We start from the raw sequence: 15047 nt of genomic DNA, 5'->3' as shown, positions 1-15047 counted from the left end.
TGAAATGCTTACACCAAAATATGCTTCAGCGCATTTACCTAAATTAAAATCTGCCCAGAAGAGGACGGCATAGACCTACATACCACATTATTTGCTAGGTAAATAGGTGGGTTCATGGAGCGCTTACGCTAGCAGTCGACGCGGCACCTGCTGCAGCACCAATTACAAGTCCTGTTTGGGCGCTTTGGGCAAAAACTGATGTCGATAATAGGCATAATGCTGTAACGCTTAATATTTTTTTCATAGATACTCTCCTTTGGTGAATTACTAAGAGTGAGTATAACCTTTAATAAATGATAAATGGAATAAAAAGATGCTACAATAAACACTGCATAATGAGGTGTGGCTAGTATATAATTTTCAGCAATTTTAATGCACCAAGTCACATAAAATGTATCAACTTAATTTTTGCGCAGGACCTGCAAGTCTACCAGAATCTATTTATCAAGCGTTGAGCCAAATGGTTTTAAGTTACCAAAATACCGGTTTATCGCTGTTGTCCTTGTCACATCGTGATCAATTGTTTGCCAAGATTAACAATAAGATTAAGCAGCATTTGATTACTCTTTTGGCGTTGCCTGAAAGTTATGAAATATTATTGATGCCCGCAGGTGCCAGTGCGCAGTTTGCCGCTGTTCCCATGAACCTTAAGCAAAATGGCAGGGCGCTATATATTAATAGTGGTTACTGGGCAAAGGCAGCGATTAAAGAGGCTGAGAAGTTTATTGAAGTCGATACGATTGAGGGTGTGGATAATGCGATTGATCGTATTGTGGATGTCTATGATTATATTCATTACACAGAAAATGAAACGATTGATGGTGTGATATGGCAAAAGATACCTAAAACTAATCTGCCGTTGGTTTGTGATATGTCTTCAAGTTTTTTATCAAAACCACTCGATGTAACTAAGTTTGATCTGATTTACGCAGGAGCGCAGAAAAACATTGGTTTGCCGGGAGTAACGGTTGTTTTGATTAAAAAAGCATTGATTGAAAATATCAAGCAAAAGGCGATTCCGGCTGTGTTAAGCTATCAGACAATGCAGCAGGCGGATTCTTTGTATAATACGCCGGATATGTTTGCTTGGGCAGCAATGGAGCTGGTACTTGCTGATTTAATCAAACAAGGCGGGTTAGATGTTGTTGTTGAGAAGAATGCTCGTAAAGCTGCGCTACTTTATGATGCAATTGATCAATCAAAACTATTTAGCAATAATGTTCCGTTGCGTAATCGCTCACCGATGAATATTGTATTTCAACTACCAAGTGATGAATTAACCGCTAAATTTCTAAGCTTTGCCGATAGCCAAGGAGTTTATGGCATTGTCGGACATCGCAGTGTAGGTGGTGTACGTGTCAGTTTATATAATGCAATTGAATTTAAAGGGGTAGAGCAATTGATTTTAGTGATGCGTGAGTTTGAAACGCTTAACGCGTAAATAGTGTAATACCATGGCGATCAATATGTGACTTGAGTTCAGGGTTGGTTAGTTGTGTATAAATTGACAGATCAAACAAATAAGGCAAATAAAGCGCATCAATAGCTTCTTCAAGTTGGAATAAATCCTTCACTGTTAGATCATCTCCAACAAGTGTCAGATCAATATCAGAACCAGTGTGATAGTTTCCCTTGGCGCGTGAGCCATACAAAATAACTTTTGTAATCTTTGGCTGTTGACTTATCGCGTGGGTAATCGCAGCAAGCGCTTTATCCGTTAATCCGTAGGGCATGTTACTACTCTTTTGCTGCCAAGTTTTTTAATGTTTCGGCAAGCTCAGTGAAGCAGCTGATATATTCGCTTAAGATCAATGTGGCAATTTCTTCGACCGTGCTTTCATCATAAGTGTGAGAGGTTAAATTGCGACTTTTAATCATTTGCATCCAAACATCACCATTGTCAATTAAACCATTGGCAAATGCTTGTCTTGTCGCATCTTTTGATCCGAAAATATCCTCGGTACTGCCGCGATGTTTAAGAAAGTCTTTTAATGTTTTCCACGCAAGTTCATGGGTGTATTCAAAGGCTTGAATAAGACCTTGCTTTTCAAGTAATGACAAAGGTCTTTGATGTGCTAGCGTGACGGCACTTTGTAATTGCGAGAGTGCTTTTTGATAGTTGTCAAAGCGTTGCAGCCAGCGAATATCTGTCATTATTATATTCCTAGTTAAGTTGAAAGTGCGCATAAGGGGTATTATATACCGCCCATAAACCATTTTACAGTATTCCTGTCATTGAATTTTACGCCCTTTTGAATGCTTAAATTTTGCCAATAGTCCTAGCTATTATCTGCAATTTAAGCACTCAAAATGATCAGAAACTTCTTCGACACCTGATACCGCAAAATGATTTACGAGCGGTATAGATTGGTTTCTGAAACAATAGATAGTAGAATTGGGCAAAGACTTGTGTATATACCGTTTGTAAATCATTTTGCGAGCGGTATATAGTGTTTAGGATTTATTTTAGATGTCAAATAAAGTTGAAATTATTACCATTGATGGTCCAAGTGGCGTTGGCAAGGGGACGTTATCACGCCTATTAGCGCAAAAGCTTGATTATGCACTGTTGGATAGTGGTGCGATTTATCGCTTGGCAGCACTTCATGTGCTTGATCATGGGGTTGATATAACTAATGAGCAGTTGCTGTATGATGAACTGAGCCAATTGAATATTCACTTTACCGTTGAGGGTAATCAAACAAAAGCTTTTTTAGATGGCGTGGATGTTACCGCACGCATTCGTCAAGAGCAAACAGGGATGATGGCATCAAAGATTGCCAAGATTTCAATAGTGCGCGACGCATTATTGGCGTGTCAGCAGGCTTTTGCTCAAGGTGTTAAAGGTTTGGTGGCCGATGGACGTGATATGGGGACGGTGGTTTTTCCCAACGCAAGACACAAATTCTTCTTAGAAGCGTGCAGTCAAATTCGTGCGCAAAGGCGTTATGATGAGCTTATCACTAAAGGTCAAAAAGCCGACTTCACAGAGATATTAACGCAACTTGAAGCGCGTGACCATCAGGATCGCAATCGTGAAGTGGCACCGTTGAAGCCTGCTGAAGATGCATTGATTATTGATACAGGTTCGTTAGGCGTTGATGGGGTTTTTGCTAAGGTTTATGCGGCAGTTAAGATTAAAAATAATAACGAGCATATGACAGTTGCTATTGATGCCTATTATCAGTTATTGATAAAAGCCATTGATCAGTTAGGCTATGCACCTGAGTTTTTAAATGTGCCACAAAAGATAGATCAAACCAATACACGCTTATTATGTCAAACGCGTAGTTTATTCTTTCTATTGACATATGGCAGATTAACAAATACACAAGCTGCTAACGCATATGCCTATAAAATATATCAAGTGATGAAATCGCAATATTTCGATGAGCGCAGCAAAGCTTGGATTAAAACGCAAAGCTCAAAAGATGACAATGATCTGTATGAGTATGCTTTTGTCTTGTTTTCCTTGTCAGTGCTCTATGGTGCGTTTAAAGAGCAAGTGATTAAAGAGGATATTGAATATGTCAATAAGCTAATTACTCAAAAGTTTATTGCAGATGATTTTAAAGCACTCAAAGATCAAAATGGTATCATTGGACAAAATGCATTAATGCATCTCTTTGAAGCGTATTTAAGTGCCTATCGATACACCGAAGCACCGAGTTTTAAAACGCAAGCTGAGGCGTTATATCGTGAGATTATTAGACTGTTTTTTGATGATGAAAGAAATCTCATGCGCGAATACTCTAAAGAAGATAAAAGTGCACTATTTGAGCCAGGACATAGTTTTGAGTGGAGCAGTTTGATTGTTGAGGCGCAAGCGTTGGGCGTTGATATTGATGCAATGAGTGATCATGTTCGCTTGTATCAAGCGGCGGCTAAAGCTGGTATAAATGATCGTGGGTTTATTAAGCCCAATCTAAATGATACGTCTAAAGATACACAATATCGCATTTGGCCAATGTTGGAGTATGTGCGTTATTTGGCAATGACGGCCAACTATGAGTGCTTAGACAATGCCTTGAATATTTTTTCAACGATATTTCTTAAGCATGATTTACCGATTGAATATGTTGATAGTGAAGGTGCTGTAGGCTTTGATGATGTTAAATCAACAACAGGCTATCATTTGATGAACTGTTGGCAGTATATGTTGCGATAAAAAGAGGGTGGATGGATGACAAATAATTATTTTCTCTACTTACATGGCTTTCAAGGCTCACCTAACTCGCCCAAAGCACAAAAGCTTAAAGCGTGGCTAAATGATCAATTTCCAGAAGCATCGATTGATGCACCTGAGTTGCCGATGCAAACAAAAGCGGCACTTGATCTCACTCATAAGTTGTTAGATGACGCAGTAGCTGATAATAAAGTAATTATTGGTAGTTCATTGGGTGGTTATATGGCGCACTTATTGAAGCAAACGCGTGATGATGTTGCTAAGGTGATTTTGATTAATCCAGCGGCACGTTTAGATTTAATTGCACAAATGCCTGCGTATAGCCATATGCATGATGAAGCGATGGCATTATTCAATGCAATGCCAAAGCAATTATCCTCATTATCAGATTATCTACTGTTGCTACAAGAAGATGATCAAACGACACCGATAAATTTGGCGCTAGAAGTCTTCAACAGAGCGCAGATTGATCTTAAATCTGGTCAAGGGCATGCCTATAGTGATATAGAGGTAAGCTTTGATGCAATCAGTAAGTTTCTTACGATCCATTCAACGGTGTGTGATTCATAAAATGCGGGATCCTATTTATATCAATGATTTTGCCGTGTTAAATGCGCTTGGTAATAATAAACAAGAAGTTGCTAAAGCACTGTTGGCGAATGTTTCACCATTGACGCCATATGATAAGCTTTTTAGTGGGCGGCAAACCTATGTTGGCAAGATGGACTGTCAATTAGATGCATTGCCCAGTCAGTATGAGGCAATTGAGTGCCATAATAACCGTATGTTGTTTAAGGCATTTCAAGAAATTAAGCCTGTGTATGATGCGTTAGCAAAGAAAACGGACCGACATAGAATAGGCGTTATTTTAGGCACAAGTACTTCGGGCATTTTAGAGGGTGAGAAGTCATTTACGCATTATATGCAAACAGGAGAGATGCTTGACGATTTTCATTATCATCAGCAAGAATTTGGCACAATGGCAGAGTTTCTTACTGAGCTTGCTGAGGCTAAAGGTCCTTGTTATGTAATCTCAACAGCATGTTCTTCAAGTGGCAAAGCTTTTCTCTCGGCAAAGCGTTTAATCAGTTCAGGATTATGTGATATCTGTATTGTTGGCGGGGCAGATAGTTTATCTGAATTGCCACTTAATGGCTTTGATGCGTTAGATTCAGTGACAAAAAGTATTTGCCAGCCCTTTGGGCAAGATCGTGATGGGATTAATATCGGTGAGGGTGCTGCGTTATTTGTGTTAAGCAAAACCCCAGCAGATTTAGCACTTTTAGGCGGTGGAGAAACCTCAGATGCTTATCATATTACTTCACCTGATCCTGAAGGGGAGGGTGCAAAACAAGCAATGTTAAATGCACTAAAAGATGCCAATCTTAATCCAAGTGATATCGCCTATGTCAATGCACATGGTACAGCAACACCAAAAAATGATCAGATGGAGAGTAAAGCGATTTTTGAAGTATTTGGTGGAAAGGTCTTATGTAGTTCGACAAAACCGCTAACTGGGCATACATTAGGTGCGGCAAGTGCGACTGAGTTAGCACTTTGTGCATTGTTGTTATTAGACGAGCACAACCCAAATCATAGATTGCCTGCACAAATCAGCACGACTGAGTTGGATTGTGAGTTATCAAATATTCAACTAACCAATGAAGAAAGTGTTTGGGAGAAACCTTGTTTGTTAAGTAACTCATTTGCCTTTGGCGGTAATAATGTCAGCTTGATTATCGCTAGAGCGAACGAAGGAAGCTAGGTTTATGCGTAATTTAAATGAAATTATTCCACAATCACCACCGATGCAGTTGATTGATTCACTGCAAGAGGTTAATCAAGAAAAGGCGGTTTGTCTTGCCAGAATTACGCCTGAGCATATTTTTTATGATGCTGAGATTAGTGGTGTATATGCTTGGGTGGGTATTGAAATGATGGCGCAAGCTTCAGCTGTGTTAGCTTATTTTCAAGGCGATAAAAGTGATCACGCACCAAGGCGTGGCTTTATGATTAGTGTGCGTAATTTCAAAACGACACGTGCAAGTTTTGATAAAGGCGATGTATTAACTGTAGTGGCGCACAAAGAGTTTATAAGTGATCCATTGGGGGTGTTTATGTGTGAAATTCATCATCATGATCAATGTGTTGCACAAGCAAAATTTAGCGCCTATCAGCCAAGTGATAAAGCGTTTACAGAAATTATTCAGGGGGAAGTGTTTTGAGTAAAAGAGCATTAGTGACAGGAGCAAGCAAAGGTATTGGGCAAGGAGCTGCAATCATGTTGGCACAATCTGGTTTTGAAGTTGTGGTGCATTATCACAGCGATGTTGAAGGTGCTCATCAAACAAAGCATGTTATTGAAGAAAATGGTGGTAAGGCATCACTGGTTCAATTTGACCTACAAGATAGAGCGGCGTGTCACGAAAAGTTAAATACTGAAATTGCGCAAAATGGTGCATTTTATGTAGTTGTTAATAATGCCGGGATTTGTCAGGATGCGCCGTTTCCAGCAATGGAAGATGAAATGTGGGATCGCGTGATCCAAACCAATTTAGATGGTTTTTATAATGTATTAAAGCCCTGTGTTATGCCGATGATTCAGCTAAGAAAAGGTGGGCGAATTGTCACATTAGCCTCTGTTTCAGGAGTTGCAGGCAATAAAGGGCAAGTCAATTACAGTGCGGCAAAATCAGGGATTATTGGCGCGACAAGAGCCTTGGCACTGGAGCTTGCCAAACGTAAAATTACCGTTAATTGTGTAGCCCCTGGCTTAATTGAAACAGATATGATTAAAGATTTAGAGTATAAAGACGAGATTGAGAAGCATATTCCGATGCGTCGGGCAGGTAAGATTGAAGAAGTTGCTTCGGTGATTAACTTTTTATGCTCCGATTCAGCAAGTTACATCACGCGTCAAGTAATCTCAGTCAATGGTGGCTTGATATGAATAAGCGCGTTGTCATTACTGGAATGGCTGGTATTACTGCATTAGGTCATGACTGGCATACGATCAAATTGGCATTGCGTGAAGGCAAAACAGCTACAAAGAAAATTAACGCATGGCAAGAAATCAAAGGCTTACATACCAACTTAGGCGCGCCGATTACTGATTTTAACATGCCAGCACACTATACTCGTAAGCAAACTCGCTCGATGGGGCGTGTTGCTCAACTAGCAACTGTTGCCAGTGAGAATGCCTTAAAAGATGCGGCAATTTTTGATCATAAAGCATTACTTGAAAGTGGCGATGTTGGCATTGCTTTTGGCTCATGCTCCGGCAGCACACAAGCTTTATGTGATCTGATTAAAATTGAGACTGAAAAAACCGTGCAAAATGTCAGTGCGACGACTTATGTGAAGTCAATGAGCCATACTTGTGCGGTTAATATCGCGCTTATTTTTGGTTTAACGGGGCGTGTGATTCCAACATCAAGTGCATGTACCTCAAGCTCACAAGCAATAGGCTATGCCTATGAGGCGATTAAGCATGGTTATCAAAAAGTCATGTTAGCAGGGGCTGCCGAGGAGTTATGCCCAAGCCAAGTGACAATTTTTGATACTTTATTTGCCACAAGTCAGCAAAATGATAAACCGCATATGACACCCAGACCTTTCGATCAAGCACGTGATGGCTTAGTGATTGGTGAAGGCGCATGTACGTTAATCTTAGAGGAATATGAGCACGCTAAAGCACGAGGTGCTAAGATTTATGCCGAGATTATTGGCTTTGGCACAAACTGTGACGCAAGACATATCACTCAACCCACGGCACAAAAAATGGTAGAGGCTTTGAAGCTTGCGATGGCAGATGCTAAGGTCAATGCTGATGATATCGGTTATATCTGCGCGCATGGTACGGCAACTGATCGCGGTGATATTGCTGAAAGTGAGGCGACTTTTACCTTGTTTGGCAATAAAACTCCTGTAAGCTCATTAAAGGGTAATTTTGGTCATACATTAGGTGCTTGTGGCGCGCTTGAGTCATGGTTATCGATTATGATGATGAAAGAGGGCGAATTTATGCCAACAGCAAATTTGCAAAGGGTAGATGCGTCTTGCGCCGATCTTAACTACATTATTGAGAATCCCAAAAAGCTTAAAACAAACATCGTTATGAGTAATAATTTTGCTTTTGGTGGTATTAATACCTCGTTGATTTTTAAGGATTATCACAGTGAGTAAACCATTGCTTTTTAACAAAATGTGTGCGTTAGGCAATGACTTTGTTGTCATCGATGAGCGTAAAAAACCACGTAACTGGCAAGTGCGTCAAGTGCAGAAAATCTGTCATCGGCGTTTTGGTGTCGGTGCCGATCAGCTATTGTTGATTAGAAAATCTGGCAAGGCTGATGCTAGCATGCATATTTATAATCAAGATGGCTCTAAAGCCAAGCAATGTGGTAATGGCTTGCGTGCAGTGGCAAGTTTGCTACTCACGGAAAAAGCAAGCTCAGAAGTCAATATTGAGGTCGGAGGGTTTGTTCACTGTTGTCGCTTGGTTGCGCATGATTGGATTGAGGTAGCTTTTCCATTGCCTGTAGTTAATGAGAGCCAAAAAAAATTGATGGATGGCTCGGGCTTTGATCACGCACTAGAGGTTGATGTGGGTAATCCGCATTTGGTATTGTTTCGCTCGCAACATACTGAGTTAAAAGATTTCGATGATCTGGGTAGAATGCTGCAAACACAATACGCTGGCGGTATTAATGTGCATGCATTAAAGCAGTTATCCAAAGATCGTATTTACTTAGATCATTGGGAGCGTGGCACGGGAATAACGCCTTCTTGTGGTAGTGGCAGCATTGCCAGTGTGTATGCCGGTGTTTCATTGGGGCTTTTGAAGCCTAAAGTCGTAGTGGAAAATGCCATCAGTAACTTAACCGTTGAATGCACGCCGGAAGAAGTACGATTAAGCGGTGTGGTGAGATTGATTTTTAATGGTCAAATAGAAGTAGCATAATGATAAATATAAGAGAAATCCCTTTTAGAACAACGATCTCAGGCTTAACGCATAGCATGAGTGTGATTGAATACAAACATCCAAAAGCCAAAGCGAATATCTATATGCAAGCAGCACTACATGCGGCTGAGAGCAATGGTATTGCATTGATTTATTTATTGCGTGAGTACCTAGAAACGCATGATTTTCCATACAATGTCACATTGGTGCCGTTTGCCAATCCGTTTGCCATGGATGTTAAAGTCGGTGAGTATACCTATGGACGTTTTGATGCTAAAACTGGTGAAAACTGGAATCGCGGGTTTAAAAACTTGCTTACGGCACATGCCGGTTTAGAGAAGATTGATCTTGATGAGTTTGTTAAAGCGTATCAAAATCAAGGCTTTGATGCGCTATGTCAGCGGTTTTCAGAGCTTCTGAGCGCGCGCTTGGCTGTGAGTTTGCAAAATGATACAGCACCTCATGAGAAGCTTGCCAACATTCTGCATGATTTGGCATTAGCTGCTGATTTTAGCTTTGATTTACATTGTGATTCAATTTCAGCACCTTATATTTATGCGCCAAGTTATTTGCATTCAACGCGCCTAAAACACTTTAATAGTAATGCATTTATTCTGACGCCAAATGAGCCTAGTGGTTGCTTTAATCAAGCTATTTTTTATCCGTGGTGGCAGTTAACTGAGTGTTGGAATCGCATAACGGGCGATAATAAAATACCGCCAAAACATGCATTTACCTATGAGATGGGCAGTAAGGAAAGTTTTGATCTAAAGAATGCTAAGCACTTGTTGGAAGGTGTTCTTGAGTATATTAATAATCCAGTCAATGTAAAAAATGCCGATAAGAAATACGCTTGTTATGAGCAGGACTTTTCACGCGTTAGAGCCCCTGTTGGTGGTATGGTTGATTATCAGGATAATTTATTGGGTGCACTGCAAAAGCCGAATACACCATTGGCAACGATTTATGATAAAAATAGTATTCTAGGTATTAGTAAGTCACAGGCTTTAAGTGTGCCGCATGAGGCTTTATTACTAACGCGCACTTCGTCGGCAACTGTGCATGAAGGCGATGAGGTATTAAAAGTAATGGCGAATTGTTTTAATATTTAAAGGTTTGAAACTTATGCGAAATTCATTATGCTTACCGTTAAAATAACGGGTTATATTTAGATCTTTGTAATTAGGTAAATGTGAGGTATAAGTTATGGCGCATGCAAGAATTGAGTTAAACACTAAGGATGATATCAAACAAACGATAGAGAAGGCTGCCGCACTTTCTGGTATGGCAGTATCGGCATTTATTATTAGTAATTGTTTGCCTAAAGCGCGAAAAATTGTTGAAAATGAAAAGAGAGTCAGCTTGGATAGTAAAGCGGCACAAGCGTTCTTGTCATTATTGGATAACCCGCCTAAACCAAATCAGAAATTAAAAGATCTGCTCAAATCATGATGGGGCTTAAGGTTAGTCCGCTGAGTAAAGCATTTAATCGTAGTTTCTTTAATTGTGGCGTTCCTGAGCTTGATATATTTATACAGAAATTTGCACTGCAAAATCAAAAGAAGATGTACAGCAAAACATATGTTGCACATGCTACGGATAGTGATGAGATTATGGGTTACTATACAATTACTGCGGCAGAGATCATTCAAAAAGCACTACCCGAGAATATCAATCATCCAAGGTATCCTGTTAGTGCTGCAAGAATATGCCGCTTAGTGGTGAATAATCAGCATAAGGGCGCGGGTATTGGTGCTTATTTGCTAAAAGATGCTCTGCTTAAAATTGTGGCAGCAGCGCAAATTATGGGCGTCTTTGCTGTTATCGTCGACGCCAAGAGTGATGAGGCAAAGGCGTTTTATAAAAATTATGGCTTTATTGAATTGACAGGACAGTCGTTGCAGTTGATATTGGCTGTGGCAACAATTGAAAAAGCAGTACAAGAAAATCTGTAAAATAACTGCCTGTGGGTATATACCCATCGTAAATCATTTTAGGGTGTTCAGTGTCGAGGAAGTTTTTGATGTGTTTGGGCAGTTGAACTGCAGGTAATAGTGAGGGCTATTAGCAAAATTCAACTGCTCAAAAGCGCGATAAATTCAATGGCAAAAATACTGTAAAATGGTTTATGCTGGGTATATAATCGAGCTTTCAAAATTATCATAATGAGTTTTAGATAATGACAGCTACGGCGAATCATACTGCTATTTTAGAGAATTACTTAACCGATTTATTTGTGCAAGCCTTTGATGTTTTAGGTTTTGATAGTCGTTTTGCCAAAGTGCAATTATCAGCACGCCCCGAGCTTGGGCAGTTTCAATGTAATGGTGCGATGCCTTTAGCTAAAATTCTTAAGAAAGCACCAATTCAAATTGCTAATGATATTGTGACACAAGTTTACAGTGATAAGGTTTTTAGTGATGTAAATGCAGTGATGCCTGGGTTTATTAATATCACCTTAAGTGATGATTTCTTGGCGAACTGGTCAAACAGTATGCTTAAAGATTCACGTTTAGGTTGCCCTAAAACCACTAATCCATTAAAAGTGATGATGGACTTTGGCGGTCCTAATGTCGCCAAACCATTGCATGTTGGACATATTCGTTCACCGTTGATTGGAGATTGTTTGCAGCGTGTTTACCGCTTTTATGGTGACGAGGTGTTAAGTGATGTGCATTTAGGGGATTGGGGCACACAGATGGGGATGTTGATTGAAGAAATTCGCAAAATGTATCCTGATTTACCGTATTTTGATGAGCATTACACTGGAGAATACCCTAAGGAATCACCTGTGACAGTGGATGAATTATCTGAGATTTATCCACGGGCTTCAGGACGTTGCAAAGAAGATGCCAATGAGATGGAAAAAGCACGTATAGCAACGGCTGAACTGCAAAAAGGGCGTCGCGGTTATCGCGCACTGTGGCAGCATTTTGTGGATGTATCTATTGCTGAGCTTAAAAAAGATTATGGTGATCTTGGGATTTATTTTGATCTATGGAAAGGTGAGAGTGATGTTCAACCAATCATTGAGCAAATGGTTGCGGATTGTTTAGAGCAAAAAGTTGCTGAAAACAGTCAAGGTGCGATTATTATTCCTGTGGCTGAAAATGAAGATGACAAAACGCCACCATTGATTTTGGTGAAGTCTGATGGTGCGGTAATGTATGGCACAACCGATTTAGCAACGATTTTAGAGCGAGTCCAGGACTATCAGGCGCAAAAAATTATTTATGTGGTTGATAAGCGTCAGAGTCTACACTTTAAACAAGTATTCGCAGCAGCTAAAAAATCAAGCATTGCACCAGAGACTGAGCTTGTGCATATTGGTTTTGGTACGCTAAATGGCAAAGATGGCAAACCATTTAAAACGCGCTCAGGTGGAGTGATGCGTTTAAGTACCTTAATCGATGAGGCAAAATCACGTGCTAGTTTGCGTGAGCAAGAGGGCTTAACTGAAGCTGAAAAGGCAGATATTATTGAGAAAGTAGCATTGGCTACGGTTAAGTTTGCTGATTTGGCGAATGTTTATACCTCGGATTATATTTTTGATCTAGACAAATTCTCGCAGTATGAGGGCAAAACGGGACCTTATTTGTTATATTCAGCCGTGCGTATTAAATCTATTTTGCGTAAGCTTGGTCGCAATTTGGAAAATGTCAATACTGATATTGGCAAGGCAAGCAATGATGCTGAGCGTAATTTACAGTTGAAATTAACCGAATTACCGCAAGTTTTACAAAGAACCTATGATAAATGTGAGCCGCATCATTTATGTGAATATGCTTATCAAGTCGCTGTACAGTTTAATAAATTCTATGCTGAATCACCGATCGCTAATGAACAAAATAATGCATTAAAAGAGGCAAGAATCGCTTTATGTCAGTTAACTTTGAAGCAATTAATTTTTGTTCTAGGGCTACTTGGGATAGAAGTGCCTGAAAGAATGTAGACTATAAATCGTCGTAATGCTATACCCATCGTGAATCATTTTGCGGTGTTAGTTGTGAAGTAGTTTGTGTTGATTTTAATTAGTTGGATTGTAGGCAATAGCTAGGACTATTGTCAAAATTTAACTAATTAAAGGCACGCGAAATGCAAAGCAAAAAATTCTGTAAATTGGTTTTCGATGGGTATAGACTGTCTAGATCTTTGAAATCATCAATTACTTTTTATGTTAAAACAAAGCCTGCAAGCTTATCGTCAAACCATTTTAGACCTGCCAGCTGAGAATTTTCTACGCAACTTGCAAATCATTGAGCAAGAAGGTGTTGCTACTATTTCGCTGCGTCTGGGGTTTTATCTCAGCGCTAGTCAGATAGATCGTGTGATTGCGCAGTTAAGTGATTATTTATATGCTCAGAATATTACACAAGCTTTTGAATTTAGTGTGTTATGTGATGTGACTACGCATAAAGTGCAGTCTGGGTTAAAGCCGATTAAAGGTATCAAAAATATTATTGCGATTGCTTCAGGTAAAGGTGGCGTGGGCAAATCAACAACAACGGCAAATCTTGCAATCTCATTGCAGAAAATGGGTGCCAAGGTTGGTATTTTAGATGCGGATCTTTATGGTCCTAGTCAACCGCTCATTATGGGTAGCTATGATAATCCCAAGACCAATGATAAAAAGAAAATCGAGCCACTATTGCGCCATGGTATTAAGATGATCTCAGTGGGCAATTTAATCGATCAGAATTCAGCAATTATTTGGCGAGGACCTATGGTGTCAGGTGCTTTAATGCAGCTGTTAAATGACACTAACTGGGGTGAGCTTGATTACTTGTTGATTGATTTGCCGCCAGGTACAGGTGACATTCAATTAACGATGACGAAGAAGATTCCATTAACGGCAGCAGTCACAGTAACAACACCGCAAGATTTGTCTTTAATCGACGCTAAACGCGCGATTGCGATGTTTAATAAGCTTGATATTCATGTCGCAGGTATTGTTGAGAATATGAGTGTGCATATTTGCCAAAATTGCGGTACCGAGTCAGCGATCTTTGGCGTGCATGGCGCTGAGTCATTGGCATCACAGTTTGATTTACCATTTTTAGGTGCTTTGCCGTTGGATATATCTATTCGAGAAGATGCCGATAAGGGGCAGCCAACAGCGAACAAAGATAATAAAATTGCTGGAGTGTATGAGAGAATTGCATTGAAACTTGCAGCTAATCTTGCAGCATTGCCAAAAGCGATGATGATCAATATGCCGAGTGTCAAAGTTGAGTTTAGTGATAATAGTAAAAATAATGCAAATAGTGAAAATAAGTAAGGAGTAAAAAGTGTCCATCAAATCAGATAAGTGGATTAAAAAAATGGCGATGGAGCAGGATATGATTGCCCCATTTGAAGCAGGACAAGTACGTCATAATGAAAAAGGCAAGATCGTATCATTTGGTACATCAAGCTATGGTTATGATGTCAGATGCTCGAATGAATTTAAGATCTTTACTAATATTAATTCAACGATTGTTGACCCGAAAGACTTCGATCATAACAACTTTATCGATTTTGTCGGTGATGTTTGTATTATCCCACCGAATTCCTTTGCTTTAGCACGTACGGTTGAGTACTTTAAAATTCCGCGTGACACATTGGTTGTGTGTTTAGGTAAATCGACTTACGCGCGTTGCGGCATTATTGTCAATGTCACCCCTTTAGAACCAGAATGGGAAGGGCATGTCACACTTGAGTTTTCAAACACCACGCCATTGCCTGCTAAGATTTATGCTAATGAAGGGGTTGCGCAAATGCTATTTTATCAATCTGATGAAGTGTGTGAGACATCTTATAAAGATCGTGGTGGTAAATACCAAGGGCAGAGAGGCGTGACGCTACCGCGCACATAAATAACCCAAGGATAGCTATCGACAGCGCCTATATTTTGCGCTA

At 39.9% G+C, this 15047-nt stretch carries 17 protein-coding genes and 1 pseudogene; 15 read left to right on the top strand and 3 right to left on the bottom strand.

All coding sequences use genetic code 11. The annotated features are described in order from the left end of the window. Positions 1 to 112: 112 nt before the first annotated feature. A complete protein-coding gene (locus tag IE867_RS14805) occupies positions 113 to 244 on the bottom strand; it encodes a hypothetical protein (RefSeq protein ID WP_263971897.1) in 132 nt (43 codons plus the stop codon). Positions 245 to 391: 147 nt separating this feature from the next. On the opposite strand from IE867_RS14805, the gene serC reads away from it, so the two are divergent. After that, a complete protein-coding gene (serC, locus tag IE867_RS05845) occupies positions 392 to 1441 on the top strand; it encodes a 3-phosphoserine/phosphohydroxythreonine transaminase (RefSeq protein ID WP_192483837.1) in 1050 nt (349 codons plus the stop codon). On the opposite strand, the gene IE867_RS05840 is transcribed toward serC, so the two are convergent. Continuing rightward, positions 1431 to 1733 (bottom strand): nucleotidyltransferase family protein, encoded by a 303-nt coding sequence (locus IE867_RS05840; protein ID WP_192483836.1) that lies wholly within the window; start codon positions 1731 to 1733, stop codon positions 1431 to 1433. The two genes, serC and IE867_RS05840, sit on opposite strands and share 11 nt — an antisense overlap. A 4-nt stretch (positions 1734 to 1737) precedes the next feature. Beyond that, positions 1738 to 2154 (bottom strand): nucleotidyltransferase substrate binding protein, encoded by a 417-nt coding sequence (locus IE867_RS05835; protein ID WP_225629970.1) that lies wholly within the window; start codon positions 2152 to 2154, stop codon positions 1738 to 1740. A gap of 316 nt (positions 2155 to 2470) precedes the next feature. On the opposite strand from IE867_RS05835, the pseudogene cmk reads away from it, so the two are divergent. The 14 genes and pseudogenes from cmk to dcd form a co-directional block, all read left to right on the top strand. Then, positions 2471 to 3139: pseudogene (gene cmk / locus IE867_RS14885) on the top strand ((d)CMP kinase); the annotation flags it as partial. Positions 3140 to 3157: 18 nt separating this feature from the next. Continuing rightward, positions 3158 to 4168 (top strand): AGE family epimerase/isomerase, encoded by a 1011-nt coding sequence (locus tag IE867_RS14880; protein ID WP_318779318.1) that lies wholly within the window; start codon positions 3158 to 3160, stop codon positions 4166 to 4168. Between the two features lie 15 nt (positions 4169 to 4183). Continuing rightward, the gene (locus tag IE867_RS05825) at positions 4184 to 4756 is read left to right on the top strand and encodes a YqiA/YcfP family alpha/beta fold hydrolase (protein ID WP_192483834.1); all 573 of its coding nucleotides are present in this window, start codon (positions 4184 to 4186) and stop codon (positions 4754 to 4756) included. Position 4757: 1 nt separating this feature from the next. Further along, the gene (locus IE867_RS05820) at positions 4758 to 5951 is read left to right on the top strand and encodes a beta-ketoacyl-ACP synthase (protein WP_192483833.1); all 1194 of its coding nucleotides are present in this window, start codon (positions 4758 to 4760) and stop codon (positions 5949 to 5951) included. A gap of 4 nt (positions 5952 to 5955) precedes the next feature. Then, positions 5956 to 6411: an ApeP family dehydratase gene (locus tag IE867_RS05815; RefSeq protein WP_192483832.1), complete on the top strand. Its 456-nt coding sequence runs from the start codon at positions 5956 to 5958 to the stop codon at positions 6409 to 6411. Then, on the top strand, positions 6408 to 7136 hold the full coding sequence (gene fabG / locus IE867_RS05810) for a 3-oxoacyl-ACP reductase FabG (protein ID WP_192483831.1): 729 nt from the start codon (positions 6408 to 6410) through the stop codon (positions 7134 to 7136). Before IE867_RS05815 ends, fabG begins: the two co-directional genes overlap by 4 nt. Then, positions 7133 to 8371: a beta-ketoacyl-ACP synthase gene (locus IE867_RS05805; RefSeq protein ID WP_192483830.1), complete on the top strand. Its 1239-nt coding sequence runs from the start codon at positions 7133 to 7135 to the stop codon at positions 8369 to 8371. Before fabG ends, IE867_RS05805 begins: the two co-directional genes overlap by 4 nt. Further along, positions 8364 to 9149: a diaminopimelate epimerase gene (gene dapF / locus IE867_RS05800; RefSeq protein ID WP_192483829.1), complete on the top strand. Its 786-nt coding sequence runs from the start codon at positions 8364 to 8366 to the stop codon at positions 9147 to 9149. Before IE867_RS05805 ends, dapF begins: the two co-directional genes overlap by 8 nt. After that, positions 9149 to 10261 carry a M14 family metallopeptidase gene (locus IE867_RS05795; protein WP_192483828.1) on the top strand — a complete coding sequence of 371 codons (1113 nt, stop codon included), beginning with the start codon at positions 9149 to 9151 and terminating at the stop codon, positions 10259 to 10261. The genes dapF and IE867_RS05795 overlap by 1 nt, the downstream gene beginning before the upstream one ends. Before the next feature lie 94 nt (positions 10262 to 10355). Next, positions 10356 to 10601, top strand: coding sequence for a type II toxin-antitoxin system TacA family antitoxin (locus tag IE867_RS05790; protein ID WP_192483827.1), 246 nt, complete (start codon positions 10356 to 10358; stop codon positions 10599 to 10601). Then, positions 10598 to 11104 (top strand): GNAT family N-acetyltransferase, encoded by a 507-nt coding sequence (locus tag IE867_RS05785; RefSeq protein ID WP_192483826.1) that lies wholly within the window; start codon positions 10598 to 10600, stop codon positions 11102 to 11104. The genes IE867_RS05790 and IE867_RS05785 overlap by 4 nt, the downstream gene beginning before the upstream one ends. A 224-nt stretch (positions 11105 to 11328) precedes the next feature. Further along, positions 11329 to 13101, top strand: a complete 1773-nt coding sequence (argS, locus tag IE867_RS05780) for an arginine--tRNA ligase (RefSeq protein WP_192483825.1) — start codon at positions 11329 to 11331, stop codon at positions 13099 to 13101. Positions 13102 to 13323: 222 nt separating this feature from the next. Further along, on the top strand, positions 13324 to 14427 hold the full coding sequence (gene apbC / locus IE867_RS05775) for an iron-sulfur cluster carrier protein ApbC (RefSeq protein WP_192483824.1): 1104 nt from the start codon (positions 13324 to 13326) through the stop codon (positions 14425 to 14427). A 10-nt stretch (positions 14428 to 14437) separates the two neighbouring features. Further along, a complete protein-coding gene (gene dcd, locus IE867_RS05770) occupies positions 14438 to 15004 on the top strand; it encodes a dCTP deaminase (RefSeq protein WP_192483823.1) in 567 nt (188 codons plus the stop codon). The last annotated feature ends 43 nt before the right edge of the window (positions 15005 to 15047 follow it).

The sequence above is a fragment of the Cysteiniphilum marinum genome (assembly GCF_014857925.1).
Taxonomy (GTDB): Bacteria; Pseudomonadota; Gammaproteobacteria; order Francisellales; family Francisellaceae; genus Caedibacter; species Caedibacter marinus.
The sequence above is the reverse complement of the archived record's forward strand: the minus strand, read 5'-3'. Positions and strand labels throughout refer to the sequence as shown.